Source organism: Alicyclobacillus sp. ALC3 (assembly GCF_028751195.1).
Classification (GTDB): Bacteria; Bacillota; Bacilli; order Alicyclobacillales; family Alicyclobacillaceae; genus Alicyclobacillus_L.
The window spans coordinates 3,704,323-3,730,933 of record NZ_CP066784.1; the positions used below are offsets into that span (position 1 = coordinate 3,704,323).

Here is a 26,611-nt window from a genome sequence, read left to right on the forward strand (position 1 = left end):
CCCCCCGAGTGGCGGAATTCTTGATATAACTGAGACGAGGAGATCAGCCATGGACAGTGTGGATTGGAAAGACCGACTTCGCATCGCGATTGCCGAGGATTGCATTGCTGACCTCGTGGAGGTCCTCGAGTCACAGGTGACAGCTCATGCTGGGACCGCGAGTGCGAAGGTTAAGCGGCTCGCGATTCGCGAACTACTGACGCGTTATGGCACGAGTGACGAGCGCGTGCGCGTCGCCGACGCTCTCTGTAATAGCGGGAGTGACACGGGAGCCGAGGTCGCGGCTCTGGTTTACGCTGCCGGTTATGATGCAAACCCAAACTACGTTGCTCGACAACTCTGCCATTTGGCCGATCGACCGCACTGGGAGGTGCGGGAGTGGGCAGCGAGTGCCGCAGGCGACGTGCTTGAGCATCACTTCAGCGAATTTCATCCAATCGTCACGACCTGGACCAAGGACGCCTCTGAAAACGTCCGTCGGGCCGCGTTGTTGGCGCTGATGTATGCCGGCCGGTCGCGTAATCCAACTTTTGCGGGTCCCATCTTGGACGCGTTAGAGCCGCTGCTCTCGGACACGTCGAAGTATGTGTCGAACAACCTCGGCCCGTTTGCGCTTGGGGCTGGGCTCGCGCGCTACTATCCGGAGGACGTTGTGGCCCGTTTGCATCAGTGGGTCACGCACAACGACGAACAGGTTCGCTGGAATCTGGCCATGATGTTCTCTGCCGCTGACGGAGCGAAGCTGGCGGCGCGCGCGCAGCAGGTGTTGGATACGCTTGTCGCCGACGAGCGGCCAAAGGTCCGACGTGCCGTGACAAAGGCGTTGAAAAATGTCCGCGCGCGTGGGTTGTCAGATGTAACACAACGGTAGGTGCTCAGGCTTTCCCCAGGATATTCCGAGGAGGATAAGGTTCGGTCACATGGAAATATTGTTTGTCGCCCGCCCAAGTGACACGAGCTGTCACCTGGGCGTGGTACTTTCATGACAGTGACAGACGAGCTAAGTCCACTCTGAGTCAAGACCAACTGTAGGGACTGGGGGATTCAGATGCGCATTTTACATACGGCTGACTGGCACTTTGGTAAAACCTTGGAGGGCCGGGACCGCACGCTAGAACAGGCTGCGGTCGTGGACGAACTGATTGCCTTATGTGACGCGGAGTCCATTGACCTCGTGCTCATGGCAGGTGACGTCTATCAGACGGTCAACCCGAGCGCCGATGCAGAGGCGTTATTCTATCGCGCGCTTGACGGGTTGTCAGCGGGGGGCAAGCGCGCGGTTGTCGTGATTGCAGGCAACCACGACAACGCCGAACGCATTCGCGCAGCCCGCCCAATTGCAGACAAGCTGGGGATTACATTGATGGGACTGCCCAAAGACGACCTTCGCCCGACGCCCATGGATTCGAATCGAGTAACGCGTGTCGCTGCGGGCATCGGCTATGTCGAGTTGGCGATTCCAGGTTGCACAGACCACTGCGTGATCGCTCTCTTGCCCTATCCGTCCGAATCTCGCCTAAATGAGGTGTTGGCGAAAACTCTGGATGAGCAAGAGCTTCAGTCGAACTACAGTCGGAGAATTGGCGAGTGGTTTGCGGCCTTGGCCGACCACTTTCGACCAGACACGGTGAACTTGGCGATGAGTCACCTCTACGTTCAAGGCGGCATGGAGTCTGAATCGGAAGTCCAAATTCAAATTGGCGGCGCGTACGCAGTCCATGCCTCTGCGTTTCCAGCATCAGCACAGTATGTTGCGCTTGGACACTTGCACCGCCCTCAAGCTGTCAACGGAGCCCCGGTCCCCGTGCGATACGCGGGTTCGCCGCTGTGCTACAGCTTTTCCGAAGCGGGTCAGACAAAGTCTGTTGTCGTCATCGACGCGGTCCCTGGAGCCCCTGCGACGATTCGAGAGATTCCGCTTCACAGCGGTAAACCGCTCGTGCGTTGGAAGGCCACACAAGGCCTCGCTCAAGTCATGCAATGGGTTGAGGAGGGACGTGACGCTGAAGCGTGGATTGATTTAGAGGTGCTAGTCGAGACAGGTCTTCAGCTTGAAGAGATTCACCGCTTGCGGGACCTGCACCCGGGATTCGTTCACATCCGTCCAGTCTTTTCAGAACAAGCACCGGGCAGTGGCGCAGACCCGACAGAAACTACGGCAGGGCTGTCGGTGGAGGCGCTATTCCGCAAGTTCTTTACGGACCGCTCGAAGACAGATGCGGACGACGAGTTGGTGCAGCTGTTTCTTGAACTCGTGCATGAGGCCGAAGAGACACCTGGGGACACAGGGGGTCAGGAGGAGCCAACGCCGGCGGGGGACGGCGTGGAGGGGGTTGGCGCATGAAACCTATCCGTTTGAGCATTGCTGGGTTAAACAGTTTCCGGGAGCGACAGGAGATTGACTTCACGAAACTGACTGAACTTGGGATGTTCGGGATCTTTGGACCCACAGGGAGTGGCAAGTCTTCCATTTTGGACGCGATTACGCTTGCCTTGTACGGCCACGTTGTACGCGCGGACCGCAGCACGCAGGGGATTCTGAACCAGGCCGAAAAGAAGTTGGAGATCACATTTGACTTTGACATCGGCGCGGGAAGTCAGCGCAAGCACTACCGGGTCGAGCGTCTCTACCGACGCGCAGGTACAGGGGAGTACTCCGTGCAGAATCAAGCGAGCCGCCTGTTACAGCTCGAACGGGGAATCGACGACAGAGACCCAGGGCTTGTGGTCGTGGCAGACAGCAAGCGCGATGTCGACCGCGCCATTCTCGGGATTGTCGGTCTCGAACAGAGCGACTTTACGCGTGCGGTAGTCCTGCCGCAGGGTAAGTTTGCGGAGTTTTTGCAGTTGACCGGTGGCGAACGAAACGCAATGACGGAGCGGCTGTTTGGCCTTGAGCGCCTCGGCCAATCGCTGCTGCGGCGCGTGTCCGATCGGGGTCGCGAAGCTGAACACGCGAGGGGATTAATTGAGGCGCAACAGGCGGAGCTTGGTGATGCCTCCGAGGAAGCCGTGAATGCTCACGAAGTGGCGCTGGAAGAGGCCAGAAAGCAGTTTTTCGAAGCACAGTCCGCGCGGCACGTCGCGCGTGAAACGTTTGAGGAACTTCAGCGCGTCTCTGACCTGCTGCGCCGCATCAAGGAGGTCAAGGTCGAGCGAGAAGCCCTTCTGTCGCGCGCTGGTGGTATCGATATGCTGCGCGATTCGCTTGAACGGCATCGGCAGGCGCTCACTGCATGGCCGCACATTGTCTCCTTTCGCGAAGCAGAGAGTTTGGCACAAGCGGCGCGGACACAGTGGGAACTCGCAGAAGTTGAAGTGAAGCGCGCCAAGGTGGAGCTCGACGCGGTGACAGTGAGGTGCAATGAGGCTCGGGCGAGAAGAGAGGCAAAAGAGCCAGGACTACGAGAGCGCTTGGGAGAATTGACTGAAGCACAGCGAATTGAGCGCGATCTCATGGCGGTGAAGACTGACAGTCTGAGGGCAGCGTCTGCATGGGAACAGGCGGTCGCATCGGCTTCCTCAGCAGCTCAGGTTCGCGACAGGCTAGAAGCAAGTTCGGTGGCTTGCCAACAGCAACTGACCGAGGTTGAGGCCGTAGTCACCAGTCACACGGTGTCACCGGAGCAACGGCGCAGACTGGCTGCACTCGAGAAGGTTTTTGAGGCTTGGCGTGTGCGAGGCGAGGCGTTGCATGAAGCGGAAGTGAAACTGCGTGAACGCCAAACTGTTCTACACACAGCAGCGAAAGCGTCGCAGATGACACAGGGCGAGGAACGGCAGGTGGACAATGAGTTCGAGCGACTGCAACAGGAGCGCAACCTGCTCGAGCGGAACACTCCGGCGTGTACGAGGGAGGTGCTCTCAACTTTACAAACGTGGCGCACGCGGGTGGAGTCTCGCCTTGTGACATTTCGCGAAGCAGTGCAAGCGGAGCGCCTCGCTCAGGCGAACGCTGAAAGTGCGCAGAAGGCACGCGCAGAGTCGCACCAGCGGGCACTGGAAGAACGCAACATCGCTCTGGATTTGGAAGCGAAGCTTGACGCGGCACGGGAAGCGCAGCAACAGTTCCTGGCGGCAAGTGAGACAGCGCTAATCGCACGTCTACAAGCACGCCTTGGCGATGGGGCGCCTTGTCCGGTGTGTGGGTCGATGCACTACGCGCTAGCTGAAGCAGCAGTCCCAGTGGCTTCTGACGAGACTCTGACGAAGATGGGCTTTGACGACCAATTGCGCAGAGTGGAGTCGGCGTGGCGGGAGGCCGAGGCACGCGCCCAAGCGGTGGAGAGAACGGCGGCGCAGGCAGAGGCGACTGCGCAGTTGCGGGCAGTTGAAGCCGACAACAAGGAGTCGCAGCGAATCGCCTTGCAAGACGAACTTCGGCAGCTGTGGCTGCCTGAATTGCAACAGCTTGGTCAAGCCGCGCCGCCACAGTCGTTTGACGCGTGGGAACGCGCTTGGCCTGATTTGTGTGTTCTTCTGGAGAAGGCAATGTCTGACCGTGAGAAGTGGGATGAGCGTTCAGTGAATCTCACCACGGCAGAGTCCAACCTCGCAGAGCGGCGCAGCGCCGCCAGTCACGCCCTCGAGTTGGCACAGGCAGCAGAGCGCGCCGCCGAAGCGGAAGCGTCGGCGCAGCACGCTCATGTGACCGAACTTTCCGACATGGTGTCCGAACTACGCGAAGAGCTGTGGCGAGCTCTACTGGACTGCCAACCGAACGTGCGCCAGGAAGCAGTGGGTCCCGCTGTGGTCGCTGAAACCGTTCGGGAAGTACTGCAACAGGCTGAGCGCATGGACCGATTGTTCGCTCAATCTCAGGCGCGATTGACACAGCTTCGCAGCGAACTGACTGACTTGCAGAGGCAGTTGGCTGCAGCTGAACGCCAGGTGGCGCAAACCGAGCGTGAAGTCAGCGTTGCGCAGACTCGGGTGGAGCACTTCGAGACGGAAGTTACGACACTTGCGTCGGCACTGAAGACCTATACAGACGGTGACCCCGTGTCAGTCGTCCGCGATCGTATTGAGCGAACGCTTGACAACTTGCTTGCAGAAGCAAAGCTGGCTGAAGAGGGAATGCAGGCCGCAAACGAAACGTACCAGACCGCACAGCGGGAAGAGGCAGGCGCCCGGACAGAGTACAAGGCACGCGAAGAAGCGCGTGCGAAGCAGGAACGACGATTGACGGATGCGCTCGCCGCAGCCGGATTTGCCAATGTGCGTGCTGTGGAAGACGCTCGGTTGACGGATGCCGAGGCGGCTGACAGGGCGGCGCAGGTCAACGAATACGAAGCAACTGTTGCGCGCACGGCCGCAGTCGTTGCGGACCTCGAAAAACAGTTGGGCGGCCGCTCAGGTGATGAGGAAGCCCTCCGCCAGGCAACTGTCGCTCTACAGACAGCCGAGGAACACTACAACCTGTGTGCGAAGGCAGAAGGGGCGGCGCAGGAGAACCTAGCACAAATCATCGCAAAGCGCAGCCGCTGGGAAGAACTTGAGCGAGAGCGCGTGACGGCAGATGCGCTGTGCACGCGAATTGGCGCGATTGCGCGAGTCTTGCGGGGAAACGCGTTTGTCCGCTACGTGGCCAGAGAGCAGATGGAGCGTGTGGCGCGTCAGGCCTCCGTACGGTTGTCGAATCTGACGCACGGGCGCTACACGTTGTTGATTGATGACGACGGAGGTTTTCTAATGCGCGACGACCACAACGGCGGTAGTACGCGACCGGTCAGTACACTGTCAGGCGGCGAAACTTTTCTGACGTCCTTGTCACTTGCACTGGCTCTTTCGGCGCATATTCAACTGCGTGGACAGCACCCACTGGAGTTCTTCTTTCTGGATGAGGGATTTGGTACCTTAGACCCTGAACTACTCGACGTGGTTGTGACATCTTTGGAACGTTTGAACCTCGACCACCTCTCAGTCGGACTGATCAGTCATGTCCCAGAGCTTCGCCAGCGCCTGCAGCGCAGACTGATTGTGGAACCGGCTTTGCCTGCTGGTCGAGGGACAACGGTGCGGCTCGAGCTTGCGTAAACGCTCAGTCTCCGACACCGAGCACCCAGCTCGCCGTTGCGGCGTCAAACGGCCAGCAAAACACGGGAATGGCTCACTCGTCACTCGATGATAGGAGCTGGTAGAAAAGGGAACTCGGGCTTTGTCGGTTGAGCGGCAAAGCCCGGGCCGTGACAAACTGTTGGACACGCTGCAGGTCCGGTATTGCGACCCTATTACTTAGGTGCAGTTCCATGCGACAGTTCTGATGGCAGACGTGAAGCATAATGGGTACCGATAGTGGCCCACTTTTCAGCCCACTCCTCAAATGCCTGAACCAGAGGTTCGAGACTTTTCCCCTTCAGCGTCATCTCGTACTCAATTCGTACCGGCACGTCAGGATAGACCACGCGTTGTACCACATTCGCGAGTTCCAGTTCGTGTAATCGCTTCCCGAGAGTGCGCGCGTTGACCTCGGGTACAGATTGCTGGATTTCAATGCGCCGCCTAGCGCCCGACAACAGGGCTCGGACGATTAGAATGGTCCATTGTCGGCTTAGTAAATCGCAGGCAGTAAGGACTTTGTTCGACGGTTGCAACGGCATCACTCGGCATCTTCCTCGTCAATCCAGCTGCGCCGATGGCACGACAACCTAGCGGGTGGCACATGCCGGAAGTCAAAAAATATAGTTCGGTTTCAGTCTAAACCAACCTCCTTGACGTAGATTGGACAAATTTTAAACCATTGTGAAATTTTTATGGAGGAATTGTGGAGGGTATTCGTCAGTTGACGGATCACTGTATCATTCGACAGCGTCAACTATGCCGTTAGGTTATTGAAAAATAATTATTTAAAAACTATTGATGAAAGTGAATATTACGCATATTATTATTGCAATCGGTCGGCTGTCGACAGTCGACTAACGAAACAGAAAGGTGCTTGGTAAGGGACAACCGACCAGCGAGGAGTTTTGATCAGTGGATACGCCAATTGCGAAGGCAGAATCACTTGCGGAGCAAGCCTATCGCTACCTTCGTACACAGATTTTGACGGGCAACATCTCGCCGGGGTCTAAGTTGGTCGAAAGTCAACTGGCAAAGCGTTGGCAGATCAGTCGCAGTCCCCTGCGGGAGGCGATTCGCCGACTAGAGCAAGAAGGATTAGTTGTTACTTACAACGGTGTTACACATTTGTTTGAACCTTCAAGAAAGGACTTTGAGGATTTGTACGAACTGCGAACCGCGCTTGAGCCGATGGCTGCTAGGTTGGCCGCTCGGTACATGACGGCAGGTGCTCTGCAACAACTCAAAGCAGTTCTCGAGAGTACAGACAAGTACCTGGCAGCGGGAGCTATGGACCCGTTTATTGAAAGTAACGCCAAGTTTCACGACCTTATCGCTGAGTCATCCGGTAATCGGCGGTTGCGCAAGGCAATGGAGGACATCTCAGTCCTGGCCCGATACTACCGCTACATCTGCTTTAAAGTGTTCCAGCGCTACGTCGATTCGGCCGAGGAGCATTGGCGAATTTATCGGGCCCTGCTTGCTCATGATGAAGAGTTGGCTTGGCTAGAAATGAAAATGCACATCGAAGTTGACCTACAGTACATTCGCACCGAGGCGCGCTCCGTACGCTTGGGAGACTAGTTTTACAGCATGAATCAATCGGTTACATAGAGGTGGGGAGACATGGGGAACCAGGGGGGCAAGAGGCCACTTGAAGGAATTCGAGTCCTCGAATTAGGGTCACTCATCGCTGGGCCATTCGCCACCCGACTGTTTGCAGACTTTGGGGCCGAAGTCATCAAGGTAGAGTCGAGTGAAGGAGATCCGCTCCGGACTTGGGGGCGAATATCCCCTTCCGGGTCGTCTTGGTGGTGGCACGTCCAGTCGAGAAACAAGAAACTAATCGGGGTGGATTTGCGGCAGTCGCAAGGGCAGCAGATTATTTTGGACCTAATTCCGAAGGTGGACGTAATTATCGAAAATTTCAGACCGGGAAGGTTGGCACAGTGGGGGTTGTCGTACGAAGTTGTTTCGGAGATTAACCCGGAAATCGTGTACGTGAGTGTCTCCGGCTTTGGCCAAACCGGTCCATACCGTGAACGCCCGGGGTTTGGCAACATTGCGGAGTCGATGGGGGGATTGCGGTATGTGACCGGATTTCCTGACCGTCCCCCGCTGCGCGTTGGAGTGTCGCTAGGGGATGAAGTCGCAGCGCTGTACGCGGCGATTGGAGCCTTGCTCGCGTTGCTGCAGCGGGAGCGCAGCGACGTGCGACGCGGTGACCACGTGGACGTCGCGTTGACTGAAGCCGTGTTCAGTTTGACGGAAGGGTCGGTGACAGAATACATCCACACCGGGGCGATACAGGAACGCAGTGGCAATCAACTTCATCGGACTGCACCGACAAACATCTACCCCACTAGGGAAGGGCGCTGGATCGCGATTGGCGCCAACAGCCCGACGACGTTTCCAAGACTGTTGCGTGCAATGAACCGACGTGATCTCGAAGGGGATGCGCGGTACGCCGACAACTTGTCGCGCGTGCGACACGCCGAAGAGCTTGACGACCTCATTGTCGCATGGACGAGTGAACGCTCGATGGGCGAACTACTCAACGTCCTGACTGACGCAGAGGTTCCTGCGGGTCCCGTGATGAACGTGCGAGACATCGCGAACGATGAACAGTTCCGTCAGCGTGACATGATTGTCGAGGTGCCATCTGCTCAACTTGGAAGCGTTTCCATGCCGGGCGTCGTTCCGAAGTTGGCGAATCACCCGGGTTCCATTGTTCACGACGGACAAGAACTGGGGCACGACACGAACTACGTCTTGAAGACACTCCTCGGTTTCGAGGACGCGCGTGTAGACCAATTGCGGGCGGCGGGGGTGATTGCGTGACTGAATGGCCGACTTTTGTAGAAGTTGTGGACGTCACGCCAAGAGATGGCCTGCAAGATGAGACTGGCGAACTGACCACGGAGGAAAAAATTCAACTGATTCGAGACTTGCGAGCTGCAGGTGTGCGCCGAATTGAGGCGACATCATTTGTGTCTCCAAAGTGGATCCCGCAGTTGCGGGACGCTGAACAAGTTCTCGCCGGACTTGCAGAGTGTGACAACCTCATTGCACTCGTGCCAAACGTGCGCGGGTTTGAGCGAGCTCTGGCGACTGTTGCGAGAGAGTTGACCTTTGTGGTGTCAGCGAGTCCGAGACACCAGATGGATAACTTGCATATGAGCCTAGACGCATCGCTCGCGAACTTCCAGGCCATTGTGCAAGCGACGGAGGCAGGAACGGTGCGGTTGCGCGGCGCGATATCCTGTGCGTTTGGGAGTCCGTTTCATGAGGAGATGATTCGTCCTGACGAAGTGGCTGCCATCGCCAAATCGCTCGTCCATCACGGAGCTGCAGAGGTGTCACTCGCTGACACGGTCGGCCTCGGTAAGCCGGACTTCGTTCGGCGTGTGATTACAGCGGTTCAGGATGCAGTGCCAAGCACACCACTCGCATTGCACCTGCACGACCGTTATGGCCTCGCGCTTGGCAATGTGGTCGCCGCGCTGTTTTGCGGTGTAACGACCATTGAGTCAGCACTCGGTGGACTCGGTGGGTGCCCCTATGCGCCCGACGCTCCCGGCAATTTAAATACGGAGGACTTGGTGCGTTGGTTCCATCTCATGGGAATCGAGACGGGCATTGACCTGGAAATGCTAGGGAGTGTTCGAAAGCGCTTGCTCGGACAGCTCGCGCAGGCAGAAACGAGACAGGGGGAGTTGCGGACATGACGCTATCCTTAATTTGGATGGGAGTTGGATTTGGGCTGATAACCGCATCCGTGTTGGCACTCGGTGCGGTTGGACTGACCCTGCAGTTTGGCGTTACCAATTTTGTCAACTTCGCTTACGGTGAGTTTTTGACGATTGGCGCCTACCTAGCATTTGTCTTCAACAAGGGATTGAACTTGAACATCTGGCTGTCCATGTTAATCGCTGGTGTGTTAACGGCGGTGGTCGCGTACCTGTTCAACGTGTGGGTCATCCAGCCGTTCATCAGGCGTAAGTCGCAGATGATTATTCTGCTTGTCGTCACCATCGGTATGGACCTGTTCCTGATGAACTTCGTGCAGGCCATCTTTGGGCCAGAGTTCAAGCAGTACCAAGACTCGCCGGGGAGCATTTTGCACATTGGCCCCTTCCTGTTCACGTTACAGCAAATCATCATCATTCTGATTTCCGCGGCTGCAATGGTCGCTCTGCACGTTCTGCTCAAGTACACCAAACTTGGCAAAGCCATGCGCGCACTGTCAGACAACGCGGAACTTGCCCTCATCAGTGGTATTCCAACGAAACGTGTCACAAACTACGCGTGGCTTCTGAGTGGATTCCTCGGAGGGCTTGCCGGCGTGGTTCTGGCTATCAATGTCAACAACTTTACGCCTGCCCTGGGTTCAGAGTTCCTGTTCATCATCTTCGCGGCGGTCATCATGGGTGGGATTGGTCGTCCTTATGGCGCGATGCTTGGCGCCCTTGTGATTGGTCTGGCGATGGAAGTGTCCGCAACGTTTATGGACTCGGCCTATAAGACTGTAGTTGCGTTCGGTATCCTCGTCATCATGCTCTTGTTTCGACCGCAAGGTATTCTTCCGTCGAGAGGGAGGGTGTAACGCATCGTGCATTACTTACTGACACTCGCCATCTACTTCATGATTTTCGCCATACAAGCGTGGGGGCTTAACTTGCAGTTTGGGTTGACTGGAATTCTTGACTTCACCTACATCACATTCGTGGCCATCGGCGCGTACTTCGCCGGCGTCGCAGCCATGACTCCATCGACAAACGGTGGTATGGGTGGTAGTTACATCCTTGGATGGCACTTACCCTTTCCTTTGAGTCCGGTCATCGGCGGCTTAGCAGCAGCGATGCTCGGCGTCATTGTCGGAATCATCGGCCTACGTCGACTGCGCAGCGACTATCTCGCCATCGTCACTGTCTCCGTGGGCCAAATTGTCTGGATGGTGATTGGCAACGCGACTCCGCTGTTTAACGGCTGGGACGGCATCGTTGGTGTGCCACAGCCGTATAACTCGGTCATGAACCTGAGCACAAACAACTACGAGTTGCCGTTTCTCGTCATCAGCGTCATCGTCGCTGCACTTATCTTTTGGCTAATGCGTTCACTTACTGAGTCGCCATATGGACGCATCCTGCGCGCCATTCGCGAGGATGAGAACGTGGCAGCAGCGCTCGGAAAGAACGTCTTTCGCTACCGGATGTCAGCGTTTGTCATCGGCGCCTTTATTGCGGGCATTTCTGGTGCCCTCCAGATTGAGTACATTGGGGCGTGGAACCCGAGCGGGTGGACGACACTGGAGACGTTTATCGTCTGGGCTGCCATGTTGGTCGGCGGTCGCGGCAACAACCGCGGCATGCTTCTCGGTGCGTTTCTCGTACCCGTCCTGTTTTCAGAAGCGACACGGTTGATCACGATTCCGGGGCATCCGTTGCTAATTCAGGCCATCCGCGGCATGGCGATTGGACTGTTGATGATACTTGCGGTGCGTTTCCGTCCGCAGGGCGCCATCCCCGAGCGCAAGCGCGTCTTCGAACTCTCCGCGATTCCGGGTCTGAAGGAGGACGTCGCCAATGGCCATACCGCTCAGGGATAACTTGCTCTCCGTCAAAGACCTGCGCAAGTCGTTTGGTGGCGTCAAAGCAGTCGCCGGTGTCACGTTTGATGTGCCGCGCGGGACGGTGACTGGACTCATCGGTCCAAATGGCGCAGGGAAAAGCACCGTTGTGAACTCACTCTCAGGGTTTCACGGTGTGGATGGCGGGAGTGTGACGTTCGATGGGACGGATGTCACCAACTGGCAGTCACACAAGGTGGCTCAGCGAGGGCTCATTCGCACCTTCCAACTCGCTCGTGAACTGCAAAGTCTGACAGTGTTTGAAAACATGTTGCTCGCGCCGAATAAGACGCCAGGGCAGACGAGTTGGCAGGCTCTCTTCGCTCGTAAAAAGATCCGCGAGTCAGAGCGTGAGTTGCTTGTAAAAGCGGTTGACTTGCTCAAGCGATTTAACCTGTTTCACGTGCGTGATGAGTACGCGGGTAACCTCAGCGGCGGTCAAAAGAAGTTGCTCGACCTTGCGCGGGCCTTGATGGCCGATCCGCGGTTGATGTTGCTAGACGAACCGATGGCCGGCGTTAACCCAACACTAGCGGGTCAACTCCAGGAGCACATTCGCGATTTGAAAGATGAAAAGGGGATTACGTTTCTGTTGATCGAACACAACCTGCGCATCGTCGAATCGCTCTGCAATCACGTTGTGGTGATGGCTGAAGGCACAATCCTTGCGGAAGGCAACATGTCTGCGCTCCGTGAGAATGAAAATGTGGTCAAGGCGTACCTAGGGGGGTGAGGGTGTGAGTGAAGGACTACAGGTCGAGAATCTGACGGCTGGATACGGCAAAAACGCCATCGTCCACAGTGTGCACCTCAAAGCCGCTCTCGGTACGTCAACCGTGATCATCGGTCCAAATGGCGCAGGGAAGTCGACGCTGCTGAAAGCTATCTTCGGACTTAACAAGGTCTTTTCTGGGTCCGTAAAGATTGGCGATAGAGACATTACTGGCATTTCGACTGACAAACTGGTTTCGCTTGGAATGGCCTACGTTCCACAGACAGGGAATGTCTTTCCCAGCCTGACAATCCGCGAAAATCTGGAGATTGGCGGCTACGGTGAAGCGAAGCATTCCAAGGGACAGATGGAAGAAGTGTTCGCCATCTTCCCGGACCTGCTGAAAGCGGCAAAACGCCCCGCTGGTACACTTAGCGGCGGACAACGACAGATGCTTGCGATGGGGCGCGCACTGATGTCCAATCCGAGTGTTCTCTTGCTTGACGAACCCACTGCGGGGCTTTCCCCTGCCTATACAAAGACAGTCTGGGAACACATTTTGGCCATCGCCCAAACGGGGAAAGCGGTCGTAGTGGTGGAACAGAACGCAACAACCGCGCTGACACTTGCAGACTGGGCGTACCTGTTAGTGGCGGGAGAAAACCGAGAGGAGGGACCGGCGGGCGAATTGTTGTCTCGTCCGGACATCGGCAAGATGTTTCTGGGGCACTGAGCGAGTGGGTAAACAAATCTGGAGGGGGATTCATGTGATGCACAAAGGTTACAAGCTTGCATTGGCGAGTTTGCTTTTGTCCGCTGGCGTTGTCGCGGGCTGTGGTTCGGCTGGCAGTTCGACTGCTTCGAATTCGTCTGGGGGTTCCACTGGGAGCGGAGGGTCATCTTCCAATACTATCAACATTGCGGTGGCAGCTCCGTTCAGCGGGACGGAAGCCTTTATCGGTCCGGACACACTGAACGGAGTGAAAGTGGCTGTCCAGGAGATTAACGCCAACGGCGGGGTACTTGGAAAGAAGTTAAACATTGTTACAGCGGACACAGTCGGCGACCCTGTTGACGCTGTCCCGGCCATCCAACAGGTGATGAGTACGGCTCACCCGGCTGCGATGATTGGCCCGTCTTCACTGACAATCACGTCCGTGATTAACATGTTGAACCAGGATAAACTGGTGACGATGGCGATTGGCGGCACGACGCAGCTCGACAATATGCAGTACAAGTACATCTACCGCGTCACACCGTCCGACTCGCAGATGGGTGTCGCGATGGCATACTACGGGACGAAGGTCAAAGGGTACACGAAGGCGGCCATCGTCCTTGGGTCCAACTCGTCTGCGCAGACCTTGGATGGACCGATTAAAAGTACTCTGCAAAAACACGGCGTAAATGTGGTTCTTGACCAGCAGATTGTACCGGACCAGAGTTCGTACCGAAGCGAAGTTGAAAAGTTGATCGCAGCGAAGCCGCAAGTGATCTACACGCAACTTGATCCGCAAACAGCGTCCACGTTCTTCTCTGAGTTGCAACAGCTCGGCGGCGGCAACATTCCGCTGATTGGGGATGACGTGACAGCATCTACTCAGTTTGCGCAGGCAATTGGCCTCAGTTATGCGCAGAAGGAACTGACCTCTGTCCAAGGTGCGAGCAACACGGGGCAAGCTTCGACACTTTATAATCAATACTATGCACAAGTTTGGCAGGGCACGCAGCCTGTGATTCTCTCGAACAACGGCTACGACGCGATGAACATCATTGCATTGGCGATGATTGAAGCCAAGTCGTCGAATCCATCCGTGTACGTCAATTACATCAAAAAGGTCGCAAACGGCCCGGGTACGCAGGTCTATGACTTTAAGACGGCTGTTGCAGCCATTAAGGCCGGTCAACAGATCAACTACCAAGGTGCGAGTGGTCCGGAAGACTTTAACCAGTATCACAACGTGACGGGTGCCTTTGAAGCGGACGGTTTTGACGCGAAAGGCAACCTAGTCAAGGTGACGGATGTCTCCGCGACGAGCTTGTTTGGTTATTGATTCAGTGTGTTGGGCGGGACAGAGGGCGTCAGCCTTATGTCCCGAGCCTTTTCGGGGGGATGCGCATGAATGAAGAGTTGAAAGAACGAGTTAGGAACCAATTCTCGGGGATTGCGCAGGACTATCTCGACTCGCCGCTGTTTTCACAAGGAGATGATTTAACGCATCTAGTGGACGCTGCACAATTGTCCGGCAACGAGCACGTTCTCGATGTCGGTTGTGGCGCAGGGCATACGGCGATTGCACTTGCACGCCGAGCAGCGTCTTGTGTAGGTATGGACCTGACAGAGTCCATGGTCGCCATTGCTGAGAGATATGCACTTGAAGTTGGTGTGGCAAACGTTGAATTTTGTGTGGGCGACGCTGAGAATCTCGTGTGGCCAGATGAAACGTTCGATGTGGTTGCTTGCCGGTATGCGGTCCATCACTTTGCGGATCCGAGGAGATTCATTGAAGAGGCGGCCCGCGTTCTTAAACCTGGCGGGTGTTTGTTGATTTCGGACCACTATGCAGCTGAAGACCCCGTCCTTGATACGTACGTCAATCACCTCAATCGACTGCGCGACCCTTCCCATGTTCGCGAGCCACGGCGTTCTGAGTACCGGTCATGGTTTGTTTCCGCAGGACTTGCTTATGATGAGGTAGTGACATGGGACTTGATGCTGGATTTTGACGATTGGGTGGCGCGCAGCCGAACACCTCGAGACGTACGCGAGGAACTCGTTCGCTTGTTGCAACAGCCTCCGAGCGGGGCAGAAGAGCGACAACACATCGAGATCGACGTAATGGGGGGGCAACCGAGGTCTTTTTCACTCACATGTGCTCTGTTCTCAGGGCGAAAGTCGATAACACCGTAGAACAGTTTGTTGAATGTGAGGGACGGGGCGAACTCACGCCGGGGGAGTTCGCCCCGTCCAAAGTCCAGATTCTGGCGTCCTTAAACCACTGTTTCTCGATCGAACAAGAGCGAAATCGAGTACAGCCCGGCGATGCCGACGATGATATAGACGGTTCTTGCGATGATACTGCCTGCTCCGCCGAAAAGGGCAGCCACAGCGTCATACTGGAATAGCCCCACAAGCAGCCAGTTTAAAGCGCCAATGATAACCAAGACCAACGCCGTTCGGTTCAATGCCCTCACATCATTCACCCTCCCGCATTTTCGCAAATGATTGTAATTTATTGGTTCACATTATAGTCTGCCCTTTGCTGTAAGGGTTATTCGCAGTTCCGAACTTGTCTCTGACATCACTACCATCATTTACGCGTTTAACCGTCATACGGCCCATGGTATACTGCACGGGAAGTAGGCCGAGTCATCGATGAGAGTCGATGTACGGGGGATTTACTGTCTGCAAAGACTATGGGCGAAGTGGAACTTCACAGGGTGTTCTCGTCACCCGAGCCCGACAACTAACCTCGGAGGCCATAAACGAGAGGATGATTTCAGTATGCGTAGAACTTGGATTACCGGTGCTGTAGCTGCGGCGGCTGTGCTTGCGTTTGGCATTTCGCCCGTACTTGCGGCAACAACACAAACAGTAACTGTCAAGCCCGGGAACACACTGTGGACCCTATCCAAGCAATACGGCACTACGGTGCAGGCTCTTCAGGCGGCGAACCCAAGCGTGAACCCGATGAATCTTCAGGTGGGAACTGTTTTGAAACTCCCTGCCAAGGCTTCCGCAAGCAATACCGTAGTCGTCCAACCCGGGCAAACACTGTGGTTAATTGCCCGTGCCCACGGCCTGTCTGTACAAGCCCTACAAGCTGCGAATCCCCACGTGAGCCCGATGAACCTGCAAGTGGGAACAACCCTTACTGTTCCAGCTTCGAAAACGGCTCCGCCAGCCAAGATAAGCCAGCCATCTACTACCACAAGGGCCGCGGCGACCGCTCAGAATCTGACAACGGCTCAGCAGAATCTGTACTGGATGGAACGAGTGATCAATGCAGAGGCTGGCGGTCTCTCATTGCAAGCACAAATTGCCGTAGGTGACGTAGTCATGCACCGACTGAAAGCTGGTGGGTACGGAACTACCGTTCACGACGTCGTGTTTCAGGTGATCAGTGGTCACTATCAGTTCACATCCGTGGCAAACGGGATGATTTACAGCACCCCGTCAGCAGCGAGCGACCAAGCAGCAGTGGATGTTCTCGACCACAGCTCAGATGTTGTGCCAGGCGCGATGGTGTTTTATAACCCAGCCAAAACGCCGGGAACGAGTTGGGTGCGCAGGCAACCGATTCTCAAGACAATCGGGCCGCTCGTGTTTGCAAAGTGAGCTGGTAAGCGACGGGCCTGGTGAAAGGCAGAACCGAGAGTGAACTGCACCTTGCGAAAAAATGGGTTACAGGTCGGGGAGAACGGTCGGTACATCGAGGTAAACAGAGCTAGTGACGACCTTCCTCCGCGACCTGCAAGGTTAGGAAGAAGCAGTGTACTTGGCGTCGTAGACTTGGAACAACTGAATGGCCGGTCGCCACTGAAACCCGTCGCCAATCATAGCGCAGAACTGGGAGTAGCGTTGTTCGTAGGCGACGGCGGCGTCCTCGCGACTGTTCCAAAACACGATCCACTCATATTCTCCTATCTCGTAGTCACCAAGAAAGACAAACGACTCACACCCGCGTTGATTGCTCAGCATCCCCGCGACGACGTCCGCAATGTGTTCTGACTCCCACTGCGTATCGGGTCCAAGGACGAATCTGATGGTGGTCGCGTACATAGTCAACCCTAACTCCCCACTTCTCAGATTGTGTAGTTACTCTTCATGTATGTCTGCCTGTAGTGACACAATACTGTTTCGCCCAAAACAAAAAAATATTCACCGGAGTGGCATTTTCCAAATTATAATGTATCCTGCGAAAAAGGAGGGGAAAGCGATGTTGGCCGAACAGATGGAACTGATTTTCGCGGCGTTTCCAGATGTATTGCAGTACTATGTTGAACTTCGCGGCGGCGACTGGCAACCGGAGGGAGTGACTTGGACATATGAGACAAGCTCAGGTATAGAGCGGGTGCGCTTCACCATGACGAAGGGTGGGCAACTTGGTTATTTGGAACAAGTTCGGCAATCTGCCGTGACCAAAGACGGCACGCCTGTCGGAGAACCGCGGTACGGAGAAGCATCGTTTCAAAAAGTGTGAGACCCTCAGCCAAGTCCACTGACGGCCCCGAGCGTTAGGGCGATCAGTGCAATGAAGATGGCAACTAAGACTGCAGTTGCGAGGAACGCAATGCCGTAAGTTAACAAGCGCGGAGATTTAACGGCACGGTGTCGAATCAGTGTGTAGATAAACACGAACAGCGGCGTCACCAGCAGGACGTCTCCGTATGGAGAAAGCGGCTGAATCAAACGGTTAATGAACCCAACGAGGGCGACCAGAACAAACATCGAGACAATTGCCAACACCGTAATGCCTAAATACTGAAGAAAGCGGTTAGATCGACGCAAACCACACTTCGCCTCCCGATTGTGAAGTCACACTCTCACGTATTCGCCTTCGCACTTCAAGTTCCTTCCCGCACTGTTGGCCAGTCAAATTCTGGCTGCCATCCCGTGGACGCAAATTGGCTCTCGTACAGCTTCGCGTAAAACCCGCCTGCAGCGAGCAGCGACTGATGCGTCCCCTGTTCGACCAAACGACCGTGATCCATGACTAAAATGATGTCAGCGTTTCGAATCGTGGACAGCCGATGAGCGATCACGAAGCTCGTCCGCCCCTTCATCAGTGATGACATAGCCAACTGAATCTGCACTTCGGTGCGTGTGTCCACATTGCTGGTCGCTTCGTCGAGAATGAGAATTGCCGGGTCGGCAAGCACTGCACGGGCGATTGTCAGCAACTGCCGCTGTCCTTGTGACAGGTTGCTGGCTTCCTCATTTAGCATTGTATCGTAGCCATCTGGCAACGTGCGGATGAAGTGGTCCGCGCGTGCCGCAACTGCTGCTGTCACAACATCGGTCTCTGTAGCGTCTTTACGGCCGTACGCGATGTTCTCCCGAATGGTTCCGTTGAAGAGCCACGCGTCCTGCAGGACCATCCCAAACAGACTGCGCAGGTTTTCGCGAGGGAGCGTGGTGATGTCGTGCCCGTCAATCGTGATGCGGCCGTCCTGTACCTCGTAAAAGCGCATCAACAAGTTGACGAGGGTTGTTTTGCCGGCACCCGTCGGTCCAACGATGGCGATTGTCTGACCCGGCTTCACGTCGAGGCTGAGGTCGCGGATCACGGGCGCGTCCTGGTGGTAGCCGAACACGACGCACTCGAAACTGACTGCCCCACGCGCCTCTGTGAGGACGACTGGGGTCGCCATGTCAGGGCGTTCCTCTGGTTCATCGAGCAGTTCGAACACCCGTTCAGCAGATGCCATCGTCGACTGAATAATATTGGCGATGCTCGCGAGTTGGGTAATCGGCTGTGAAAACTGGCGAGCGTACTGGATGAACGCCTGCACATCGCCAATGGTAATCGACCGGCGGGCAACAAGAATGCCACCGATGACGCTGACAAAGACGAAGCCGAGGTTGCCAATGAAATTCATCATCGGCATGATGATCCCGGAGATAAACTGAGCCCGCTTGGCGGTCTGGTAGAGTTCTTCGTTTACCGACTCAAACGTTGCAATCGCTGCTCGTTCGTGACCGAATGCCTTGATGATTGGGTGCCCCGTGTACATCTCCTCGACATGTGCGTTCAACTGCCCGAGTGTGCGCTGTTGCCCCATGAAGTACTTTTGTGAACGCTTTGCTACAGCTCCTGTCACCCACAAGCTGAGCGGAAGCGTCAGCACGACCGCGACGGTCAAGATGCGGCTGATGGACAGCATCATCACAATCACACCGATGAAGGTCACAATGGACGTAATGAACTGCGTCAAACTCTGCTGTAGTGTGTTGCTGATGTTGTCGAAGTCATTGACAAAGCGGCTTTGCACTTCTCCGTGTGGGTGCGAGTCGTAAAACTCTAACGGCATGCGACTCAGTTTCTGGTCAACTTGCTGGCGGATCTGATAGACTACGCGCTGCGCGACACCGGCCATGATGTACTGTTGTACGTAACTGAACAGAGCACTGAACAGATATAGCCCGAGCAAAATGGCAATGGTGCGCTCGATGTAGGCGAAGTCAATCCCGCCGCTGCCACCGTGTAGACGGGATAGCACACCCGCGAAAATGCGGGTCGTAGCGCCCCCAAGCACCCGTGGGCTGAAGATGCTGAAGACAGTGCTTGCGATGGCGGCGCCGATTACCACCGTCAGACGCGGCCACTGAGGCGCCATGTAGCCTAAAAAGCGCAGGAGTGTGCGGCGGAAATTCCGCGGTTTTTCTACTGGCCGTCCGAGCGCCTGTGGACCGCCGCCAAACCCGCCTCGCTGTCCCCCGCCGGGTCCACCGTAAGCGGATGAACCTGTCACAGTTTGTGGCCCCCGTCGTGCGTTCATGCGCTCGCCCCCTCGCCGAGTTGCGACTCCACAATCTCGCGGTAGACAGGGCACGAGGCAAGCAGAGCATTGTGTGTCCCAATTCCGGCAACCGTTCCTTCGTCGATCACGACAATTTGATCTGCGTCCATCACGGTGCCGACTCGCTGCGCAACCATCAGCACCGTGGCACCCACAGTCTCTTGTCGCAACCCCGCGCGTAGCGCCGCGTCCGTTGTGTAGTCGAGTGCCGAAAAGCAGTCGTCGAGAATGTACACAAGGGGTTGACGGACAAGCGCGCGGGCGATCGACAGACGCTGACGCTGTCCACCGGAGAGGTTTTGCCCACCTTGCGCGAGCCGAGCGTCATACGATCCTTCAAGCGCCTCAATGAACTCCGCTGCCTGTGCGACCTCTGCTGCGTGCCGTACTTCGTCCAACGTTGCATCTGGACGGCCATAGCGAATGTTGTCTGCAACCGAGCCGCTGAACAAGACTGTGTTTCCCGGAACGTAGCCGATTTTGCTGCGCAGTTCCTCTTGTGAGTAGTCCCGCACGTCCACTCCGTCGACAAGGACTTGGCCGCTGTCGACATCGTAGAAGCGCGGAACCAGGTTCATCAGCGTCGATTTCCCTGCACCCGTGCCGCCGATAATCGCTGTAATCTGGCCTGGCCGCGCAGAAAAGGAAATGTGAGAGAGCGCGGGTTGCTCCGCTCCGGGGTAACTGAACGTCACGTCTCGGAACTCGACGAAGCCATCACGCTTAGAGTGACTCGGCGTCTCTTTATCGCGAATCTCAGGCGACACACTGAGCACTTCGTGAATCCGGTCTGCAGACGCTGTCGCGCGAGGGAACATAAAGAACATCATGGAGACCATTAGGACTGCGAACAGGATTTGCATCACGTACTGAATGAACGCCATCAACTGGCCAACGAGCATGGCGCCGTGGTTAATCTGCTTGGCACCAAACCAGAGAATCGCTACGGTCGACACGTTCACGATGAGCATCATCAGTGGCATCATCAGCGCCATCAAACGGTTGACCTGAACGGCTGTGTCAGTAAGGTCGCGGTTCGCCGCGTCAAAACGCGCTTCCTCGTAATCTGCACGGCCAAATGAACGGATCACTCGGACGCCGGTTAGTGATTCCCGCAGCACGCGGTTGATGCGGTCAATCTTCTTTTGCATCGACCGAAACAGTGTCACCCCTCTGCGCATGACCAAGAAGATGGCGATGCTCAGCACGGGGATGACCACAACAATAATCAGCGACAGTTTGGCATCTGTGGTCACTGCCATGATAATTCCGCCGATGGCCGTCATCGGTGCCAGCACCATCAACCGCAGCATCATATTGACAAGTTGCTGCACCTGCGTGATGTCGTTTGTGGTGCGCGTGATGAGCGAAGCCGCTCCGAGTTGGTCAAACTCGTGCAAGGAAAACTGCTCGACCTTCGAAAACACCAGACTGCGCAAAGTCCTGCCAAAGCTCGACGATACGTCTGACGACAGGTAACTGGCCGTAATCGAACAAGCCACACCGCCGACAGAGACGAGGAGCATCAGCACACCAATGTGCAGGATATAGGGAATGTTGCCTTGGACAATGCCAATATCCACGACGTTTTGCATCAGATTCGGCAAGTACAACGTCGACATCGACTGAAGAAAAATGAGTACAAGCACCCCGACAATAGCCAAGCTGTGCGGCGATAAATAACGTAGTAGTTTTCGCACCGAAGGTCACCCCCGTGAGGCACTCCCAGTCTGCCAAGTCGGATGGCAGACTGAAAGGCTGCGTGTGCTGATGGATGCAGCCTCATCCTCGCTGTTATTTTAACCAATAAATCATTGGCTGGAAAGAGTCCGACCCCCTCCACGCCAAGTGAAGTCTGCGCTATGATGGTGACTATGACGCAGTTGGGAGGCGGGGGAGCGGGCGTGATCATGGAAGCGTCACTGCAGACTTCGGAAGGTGCGGTTCGACCCGGCCGCAGAAGGTTGCCGCGGTCGTGGTTTATCGGCATCGGGTCGATCGTTTTGGTGACCGCAATCTGGGGGTTTAGCAACATCGTCATGCTACGCAGCGAAATGGTGATGTCCCCAGTCGTCATGCTGTGGTTCCGCTTCAGCGCAGGAGCAGTGTTGTTCCTGCCGTGGGTGTTACGGCGCCGATTCTTGCCTCGCGACCTCGCTCTCGGTATTGGAACCGGATTTATGCTCGGTATTCCCGTGCTTTGGCAGACATGGAGCATGTACACGATTTCGGTTGATCAAGTTGCCTTCTTGACCGCGATGTACGTCATTTTTACGCCGCTCGGTGTCGCTCTGTTGCGCAGAAGGCTCCCTAAGCCACTCGTCTGGGTTGCCGCGGTTGCAAGTGTCTGTGGGATGGCTTTGCTGCTTGGACGCATATCGCTCCATTTGCACATTGGGGTTCTCTGGTCTCTGCTCGCCGCAGCCGGGTTATCTGCTCAAATCATCGGTACTACCAGCTTATCCAAACGCATGACTTCAGTCGAACAGGCAGGTTTGCAGTCACTCGGAGCGGGCATCTCGGTGTCAATCATCATGTTGGTCCAAGGGCTGCTTCACCCAAGTATCTACAAAGGGTTGTTTCACTGGACGGTCACAGAGTGGGCGGCCATGCTGTTCCTCGCTGTGGTGGCGACGGTGGTCGCAGTTTTCTTGCAGGCTCGGGGGCAAGCACGCGTCACAGCGACCGAAGCCGCGCTCGCTTTCAACATGGAACCCGTTTGGACAGCCGTGTTCGCGTGGTTGTTGCTGGGAGAAGGTCTGAGTCCAGTGCAAGGCCTCGGGGCGTTGCTGATCATTGCGAGCCTCAGCGTTGTCTCAGTCGCTGAGGAGAGTTGAGGATTAGGGGGAATGACCGGGAATGAGTGAGTCAGTTATTCGCTTGCAAGGCGTCACCTATCGCAATCCAGAACCCATTGTTCGTGACGTGGATTGGGAAGTCAAGGCAGGACAGCACTGGGTGGTTTTAGGCAACAACGGATCAGGCAAGACGACACTGCTCAATCTCGTCAACGGCTACCTGTGGCCGACGCGAGGCGCGATTGAAGTTCTCGGTCACCGTTTTGGCGAAGTGGACCTGCGCGAAGTTCGCAAGCACATCGGATGGGTCAGCAACGCATTCGCCGAGCGCGTCTACGCTTCACACCCCACCGACGCGGTGATTGACGTCGTCGCGAGCGGGAAGTTCGCCTCCATTGGCCTGTACGATGTGCCGACAGACGCAGACCGCCAACGTGCGGAGTCACTGTTGGCGGAGTTTGGCGCTGCTTCGTTGGCCGGCCGCAGGTATTTTGCCCTGTCCCAGGGCGAGAAGCAGCGCGTGCTGCTCGCACGCGCGTGGATGGCTGACCCGAAGCTGTTGATTTTGGACGAGCCGTGCACTGGGCTTGATCTGTTTGCACGGGAAACACTGCTAGCCGCCGTCAGTCGACTCGCACAGGCGCAAGGCGGTCCGACATTGGTTTATGTCACGCACCACCCAGACGAGGTGCTGCCGGTGTTTACCCATGCGCTGCTCGTGCGAAACGGTTCGATTCACTATGCAGCGACTAAGGAAGAGGCCCTCACCAGTCGCCAACTCAGTGAAGCGTTCGGCGTGCCGCTTGAAGTCAACTGGCAGGACGGGCGCCCGTTTATCCGAGTGTTGGCCAGTTAGTACATCATGCGGTCGTCAAAGTAGTACTTAAACTCGAGCAGGTTGTTTGACGGGTCAATGAGGAAGAATGTCAGGTGTTCTTCAATTAAACCTTCGAAGCGGCGGCCCATATCTTCAAAAAACGGGATCTCGCGCTGTTTCGCGAGCTTGTACAAATTGTCAAAGGACAGCTTGTCCTTAAACGTGATGCCAAAATGCCGGGGATACATCTTCGGTTCCGTTGCATAGTCGTTCGACAGATGACAGACCACCTGGTCGCCAAAAAAGTCGAGCGTGATGCGGTCCGCGTATCTGCGGGCAAGTTTGCAACCGAGCTTCGTTACGTAAAAGTCGTATGTTTCATCCAAGTCACGAGCCGGGATGGCTAAGTGAAAGACATTGTGCATGTCGCGCACCAGGTGAGCACCTCCACAGAGATCAGCTGTTTTCAAACAGCATAAACGTATCGGAGCGCAGGCCGAGCCGCAGAGTTTCGACGCCAATGACGTCTGTGAAGGCGACATTGGCGAGATTCACTTGGCTGCCTGCCTTTTCAATGAAGTAGGTCTGCAGTGTTTTGTTCGGTGCTTCGAAGATAATCCGACTGTGCTCAATCCCAGAATCCAGGATTTCCTCGATTAAGCCGTAGCGGACTTCCCCGTTCGTTCTGCAGATGCCGCCTGTTCCCGATTCTCTCGCCTCGGTGATGACCTTGGTGGCACCAGCTTCAAGGTCTTGTCTCATGAATTCAATCCAGCGAACAGGGGAGAGGTTGATCGATTTCTGTTGATCCTTGTAGCCGACTTCACTCAGAACCAAAAAGTCCCTCGCAAACTCGTGTACTAACTCTGCCTTTGCCTGGTTGCTCAAGTCAATCGTGCCATTAGACAGTTCAACGTATCTGCAGCCGTATTGGTGGCAATAGCGTTTGTAGGCGTCGACTTTACCCTGAATGAAAAATTTTTCAAACAGCGTACCGCCAAAAAAGTAGTCAATGCCGTGTGTTCTCAACCAGTCAATCTTGGCTCCAATGTGGTCAGACACAATGGAAGTTCCCCACCCAAACTTCACCAGGTCAACGTACTTGTGACCAGACTCAATCATGTCCTGGAAGTAACGCAGTGGTACGCCGTTGTCGATCAGCACAGTCCAGCCGTCTTCTCGTGGTTTCGGCGGACGAGATGGCAGAAGGAGATTGTCTTCCCCCTGGAGTACGTCCTCAATCATCCTTGCTTCGGACTCCCTTCCTGTATCGACCCGAGTATGCAGGCCAATCCTTAGTGGACAGTATGACATTATTCCGACGCGATTGAAATGACCTTGAAGTCGAATTTAAAGGAATTGTTGAGACAGTCAAGTTGCCAGTCACACGCCTTTGCAAACAGCAAACAAGAACAGTGCAGCGGAGATGCGCCTGTATTGGAACTTAGTTTGCGTAATGGCACTGATTAAATGAGAAAATCGTGCTATATTATACTGGGCGAGGGAGCGGTCGACCGAGCCGTTCCTGTCTAAGATGCGCCGGGGTGGCGGAATCGGCAGACGCAGCAGACTTAAAATCTGCCGGGGGTAACCCCGTACGGGTTCAAGTCCCGTCCTCGGCACCAACTGAAAAGCCTTATGTGGCGCGGGATTTCGAGGATCTAGATGATTCTTGGGGTCTCGCGTTTCACTTGTGTTTGGGGAGGCAGTGCGCCTTCAGTGCGCCTACGTGTTTTTGTTCACATTTTGTGCGCCTAGAAGGACCTCCAGTGTCTGTACGACTTGTTCCTGCATTCCAGGGACCACGTGGCTGTAGGTATCCAAAGTTAGGTTCGTTGTGGAGTGTCCCAATCGCTCTGCGACGATCTTCGGATGAACATTTGCGGCCATGAGAAGCTCAAGTGGTTGGTGGACATCGAGAAGATGAGCGAAGAGCTCTACCCAGCGTAGTACAGAGCTGACAGGTTCATTTGATGCAGTATGCATGAGACGTTGATTGCGACGTATAGTGCAACAAGAAACAGAAGAATAGCCGAAACGGTGTTCTCCATAGTGAGCGTGTGTCATGCAACAAGAATTTTCCCGCTAGTAAGGTACCGAAGAGGCTTCACAATCATTTCAGCGGATGACCAGGCATCAGTTGCGATTTCATTAGAGTATTTGAAATTTGCAGGGCTTGCGCCCGCGTATTTGCTGGGACGGTAATCATAAGTCCATTTCCACCGTTCCAGCCGAATCCCTTTCCTTCGTTTTTGTATACAGCAATCGTGAAGGTGTTGAACTCTTCATTTACGTATAGTTGCCCATAGTCGTAGAATTCCCTGGTTTTCCAGTTAAAATAAAGGATTTCACCGCCGAAACCTGGATTGAAAACAATCTTCAAGGTTTCCCCATTGTCCTTGTTCGGAATAGTTGCGTTCTTGATATTTACGGTTCCATCAAATACTCGCTTGCCCCACAACGGTCTGTGTAAAGTTCCATTTAATTGAAGGGTCACAGGTTTGACACCTTGTTTTGGTGCACCGAGCTCATATTCCACACCCTTGAGTGATAGAGCAATATGCCGCGGATACGTGCGAAAGATTACCCACCCTACACAAACAAGCACGAGTAGCCCGACGGTAAGCCATGTAATTTTCATGCCTCGGTCGGAGAACTTGACGCTAAATGTGTTTTTAACCCGCTCAGAACGCAGGACATAGAGTGCCAGGATAATATCTCCAACGATCGTGCATACAACCGAAAAGGTGCTTGTGTAATGGAGCATTGACGAAGCACCAGCACCAAGAACCGACCATGCAAGTAATACAATAAACCAGGGAACGAACCTACGTTTTCTTTGCACGAAGAACACCAGTACGATAAGCGAGAGTATTGTGTTTACAAGAATCAACAGCTGCTCTAGCCAAAACAATTTGCTAACCAACGATTCCGTGAACGCCACCACACCGCCGATTGCTGTGATCCACAATACTATAGCGATGAAAACTAGCCAGCCACGTATTGACACCTTGTCTATGGGGGTCTTGTTATCCATTCCAGCCTCCTCATCTGCACCACATGGAGCTTCGCACCTT

The 26,611-nt window shown here is 55.3% G+C and carries 25 protein-coding genes, 1 tRNA gene and 1 riboswitch; of the genes, 17 read left to right on the forward strand and 9 right to left on the reverse strand.

The window, feature by feature from the left end:
* Positions 1-49: 49 nt before the first annotated feature.
* The 3 genes from JC200_RS17050 to JC200_RS17060 all read left to right on the forward strand — a co-directional run bounded on the left by JC200_RS17050 (position 50) and on the right by JC200_RS17060 (position 6,036).
* Complete coding sequence (locus tag JC200_RS17050; RefSeq protein ID WP_274432894.1) at positions 50-871, forward strand: DNA alkylation repair protein; 822 nt, start codon at positions 50-52, stop codon at positions 869-871.
* Positions 872-1,048: 177 nt separating this feature from the next.
* On the forward strand, positions 1,049-2,344 hold the full coding sequence (locus JC200_RS17055) for an exonuclease SbcCD subunit D (RefSeq protein ID WP_274432895.1): 1,296 nt from the start codon (positions 1,049-1,051) through the stop codon (positions 2,342-2,344).
* Entirely contained in the window at positions 2,341-6,036 is a 3,696-nt protein-coding gene (locus tag JC200_RS17060; RefSeq protein WP_274432897.1) for an AAA family ATPase, read from the forward strand. The genes JC200_RS17055 and JC200_RS17060 overlap by 4 nt, the downstream gene beginning before the upstream one ends.
* Before the next feature lie 194 nt (positions 6,037-6,230).
* On the opposite strand, the gene JC200_RS17065 is transcribed toward JC200_RS17060, so the two are convergent.
* On the reverse strand, positions 6,231-6,599 hold the full coding sequence (locus JC200_RS17065) for a winged helix-turn-helix transcriptional regulator (protein WP_274432898.1): 369 nt from the start codon (positions 6,597-6,599) through the stop codon (positions 6,231-6,233).
* Between the two features lie 373 nt (positions 6,600-6,972).
* On the opposite strand from JC200_RS17065, the gene JC200_RS17070 reads away from it, so the two are divergent.
* The 9 genes from JC200_RS17070 (at position 6,973) to JC200_RS17110 (ending at position 15,306) form a co-directional block, all read left to right on the forward strand.
* Positions 6,973-7,641 (forward strand): GntR family transcriptional regulator, encoded by a 669-nt coding sequence (locus JC200_RS17070; protein WP_274432899.1) that lies wholly within the window; start codon positions 6,973-6,975, stop codon positions 7,639-7,641.
* A 42-nt stretch (positions 7,642-7,683) separates the two neighbouring features.
* Positions 7,684-8,898: a CaiB/BaiF CoA transferase family protein gene (locus JC200_RS17075; RefSeq protein WP_274432900.1), complete on the forward strand. Its 1,215-nt coding sequence runs from the start codon at positions 7,684-7,686 to the stop codon at positions 8,896-8,898.
* Positions 8,895-9,785 (forward strand): hydroxymethylglutaryl-CoA lyase, encoded by an 891-nt coding sequence (locus JC200_RS17080; protein WP_274432901.1) that lies wholly within the window; start codon positions 8,895-8,897, stop codon positions 9,783-9,785. The genes JC200_RS17075 and JC200_RS17080 overlap by 4 nt, the downstream gene beginning before the upstream one ends.
* The gene (locus tag JC200_RS17085) at positions 9,782-10,663 is read left to right on the forward strand and encodes a branched-chain amino acid ABC transporter permease (RefSeq protein WP_274432902.1); all 882 of its coding nucleotides are present in this window, start codon (positions 9,782-9,784) and stop codon (positions 10,661-10,663) included. The genes JC200_RS17080 and JC200_RS17085 overlap by 4 nt, the downstream gene beginning before the upstream one ends.
* 6 nt (positions 10,664-10,669) lie before the next feature.
* The gene (locus JC200_RS17090; RefSeq protein ID WP_274432903.1) at positions 10,670-11,665 is read left to right on the forward strand and encodes a branched-chain amino acid ABC transporter permease; all 996 of its coding nucleotides are present in this window, start codon (positions 10,670-10,672) and stop codon (positions 11,663-11,665) included.
* Entirely contained in the window at positions 11,643-12,419 is a 777-nt protein-coding gene (locus JC200_RS17095) for an ABC transporter ATP-binding protein (protein WP_274432904.1), read from the forward strand. Before JC200_RS17090 ends, JC200_RS17095 begins: the two co-directional genes overlap by 23 nt.
* A gap of 4 nt (positions 12,420-12,423) precedes the next feature.
* Complete coding sequence (locus tag JC200_RS17100) at positions 12,424-13,131, forward strand: ABC transporter ATP-binding protein (protein WP_274432905.1); 708 nt, start codon at positions 12,424-12,426, stop codon at positions 13,129-13,131.
* Between the two features lie 37 nt (positions 13,132-13,168).
* Positions 13,169-14,449, forward strand: coding sequence for an ABC transporter substrate-binding protein (locus tag JC200_RS17105; RefSeq protein WP_274432906.1), 1,281 nt, complete (start codon positions 13,169-13,171; stop codon positions 14,447-14,449).
* Positions 14,450-14,514: 65 nt separating this feature from the next.
* Positions 14,515-15,306: a class I SAM-dependent methyltransferase gene (locus JC200_RS17110; protein ID WP_274432907.1), complete on the forward strand. Its 792-nt coding sequence runs from the start codon at positions 14,515-14,517 to the stop codon at positions 15,304-15,306.
* Positions 15,307-15,386: 80 nt separating this feature from the next.
* Here JC200_RS17110 and JC200_RS17115 read toward each other — a convergent pair whose 3' ends face one another.
* Positions 15,387-15,590: a DUF378 domain-containing protein gene (locus tag JC200_RS17115; RefSeq protein WP_274432909.1), complete on the reverse strand. Its 204-nt coding sequence runs from the start codon at positions 15,588-15,590 to the stop codon at positions 15,387-15,389.
* A gap of 158 nt (positions 15,591-15,748) precedes the next feature.
* A riboswitch (cyclic di-AMP (ydaO/yuaA leader) is annotated at positions 15,749-15,893 on the forward strand.
* A gap of 7 nt (positions 15,894-15,900) precedes the next feature.
* Between JC200_RS17115 and JC200_RS17120 the strand changes: the two genes are divergently transcribed.
* Positions 15,901-16,734: a LysM peptidoglycan-binding domain-containing protein gene (locus tag JC200_RS17120; RefSeq protein ID WP_274432910.1), complete on the forward strand. Its 834-nt coding sequence runs from the start codon at positions 15,901-15,903 to the stop codon at positions 16,732-16,734.
* Positions 16,735-16,875: 141 nt separating this feature from the next.
* On the opposite strand, the gene JC200_RS17125 is transcribed toward JC200_RS17120, so the two are convergent.
* A complete protein-coding gene (locus JC200_RS17125) occupies positions 16,876-17,178 on the reverse strand; it encodes a hypothetical protein (RefSeq protein WP_274432911.1) in 303 nt (100 codons plus the stop codon).
* A gap of 157 nt (positions 17,179-17,335) precedes the next feature.
* Here JC200_RS17125 and JC200_RS17130 point away from each other — a divergent pair, with 157 nt between their 5' ends.
* Positions 17,336-17,599, forward strand: coding sequence for a hypothetical protein (locus JC200_RS17130; RefSeq protein ID WP_274432912.1), 264 nt, complete (start codon positions 17,336-17,338; stop codon positions 17,597-17,599).
* A gap of 5 nt (positions 17,600-17,604) precedes the next feature.
* Here the strand turns inward: JC200_RS17130 and JC200_RS17135 are convergent, their stop codons facing one another.
* The 3 genes from JC200_RS17135 to JC200_RS17145 are packed head-to-tail and all read right to left on the reverse strand — an operon-like array spanning position 17,605 to position 21,619.
* Positions 17,605-17,907: a hypothetical protein gene (locus JC200_RS17135; RefSeq protein ID WP_274432913.1), complete on the reverse strand. Its 303-nt coding sequence runs from the start codon at positions 17,905-17,907 to the stop codon at positions 17,605-17,607.
* A gap of 56 nt (positions 17,908-17,963) precedes the next feature.
* Positions 17,964-19,898 carry an ABC transporter ATP-binding protein gene (locus JC200_RS17140; protein ID WP_274432914.1) on the reverse strand — a complete coding sequence of 645 codons (1,935 nt, stop codon included), beginning with the start codon at positions 19,896-19,898 and terminating at the stop codon, positions 17,964-17,966.
* Positions 19,895-21,619, reverse strand: coding sequence for an ABC transporter ATP-binding protein (locus tag JC200_RS17145; protein WP_274432915.1), 1,725 nt, complete (start codon positions 21,617-21,619; stop codon positions 19,895-19,897). Before JC200_RS17145 ends, JC200_RS17140 begins: the two co-directional genes overlap by 4 nt.
* Positions 21,620-21,793: 174 nt before the next feature.
* On the opposite strand from JC200_RS17145, the gene JC200_RS17150 reads away from it, so the two are divergent.
* Entirely contained in the window at positions 21,794-22,756 is a 963-nt protein-coding gene (locus JC200_RS17150) for a DMT family transporter (protein ID WP_274432916.1), read from the forward strand.
* 22 nt (positions 22,757-22,778) lie between these two features.
* The gene (locus JC200_RS17155) at positions 22,779-23,573 is read left to right on the forward strand and encodes an ABC transporter ATP-binding protein (protein ID WP_274432917.1); all 795 of its coding nucleotides are present in this window, start codon (positions 22,779-22,781) and stop codon (positions 23,571-23,573) included.
* Here JC200_RS17155 and JC200_RS17160 read toward each other — a convergent pair.
* Both JC200_RS17160 and JC200_RS17165 read right to left on the reverse strand, forming a co-directional pair.
* Entirely contained in the window at positions 23,570-23,959 is a 390-nt protein-coding gene (locus JC200_RS17160; protein WP_443111919.1) for a VOC family protein, read from the reverse strand. The two genes, JC200_RS17155 and JC200_RS17160, sit on opposite strands and share 4 nt — an antisense overlap.
* Positions 23,960-23,990: 31 nt before the next feature.
* Positions 23,991-24,779: a phosphosulfolactate synthase gene (locus JC200_RS17165; RefSeq protein WP_274432919.1), complete on the reverse strand. Its 789-nt coding sequence runs from the start codon at positions 24,777-24,779 to the stop codon at positions 23,991-23,993.
* A gap of 293 nt (positions 24,780-25,072) precedes the next feature.
* On the opposite strand from JC200_RS17165, the gene JC200_RS17170 reads away from it, so the two are divergent.
* Positions 25,073-25,159 (forward strand) — tRNA-Leu (locus tag JC200_RS17170).
* A gap of 488 nt (positions 25,160-25,647) precedes the next feature.
* Here the strand turns inward: JC200_RS17170 and JC200_RS17175 are convergent.
* Positions 25,648-26,571 (reverse strand): hypothetical protein, encoded by a 924-nt coding sequence (locus JC200_RS17175; RefSeq protein WP_274432920.1) that lies wholly within the window; start codon positions 26,569-26,571, stop codon positions 25,648-25,650.
* Between the last annotated feature and the right edge of the window lie 40 nt (positions 26,572-26,611).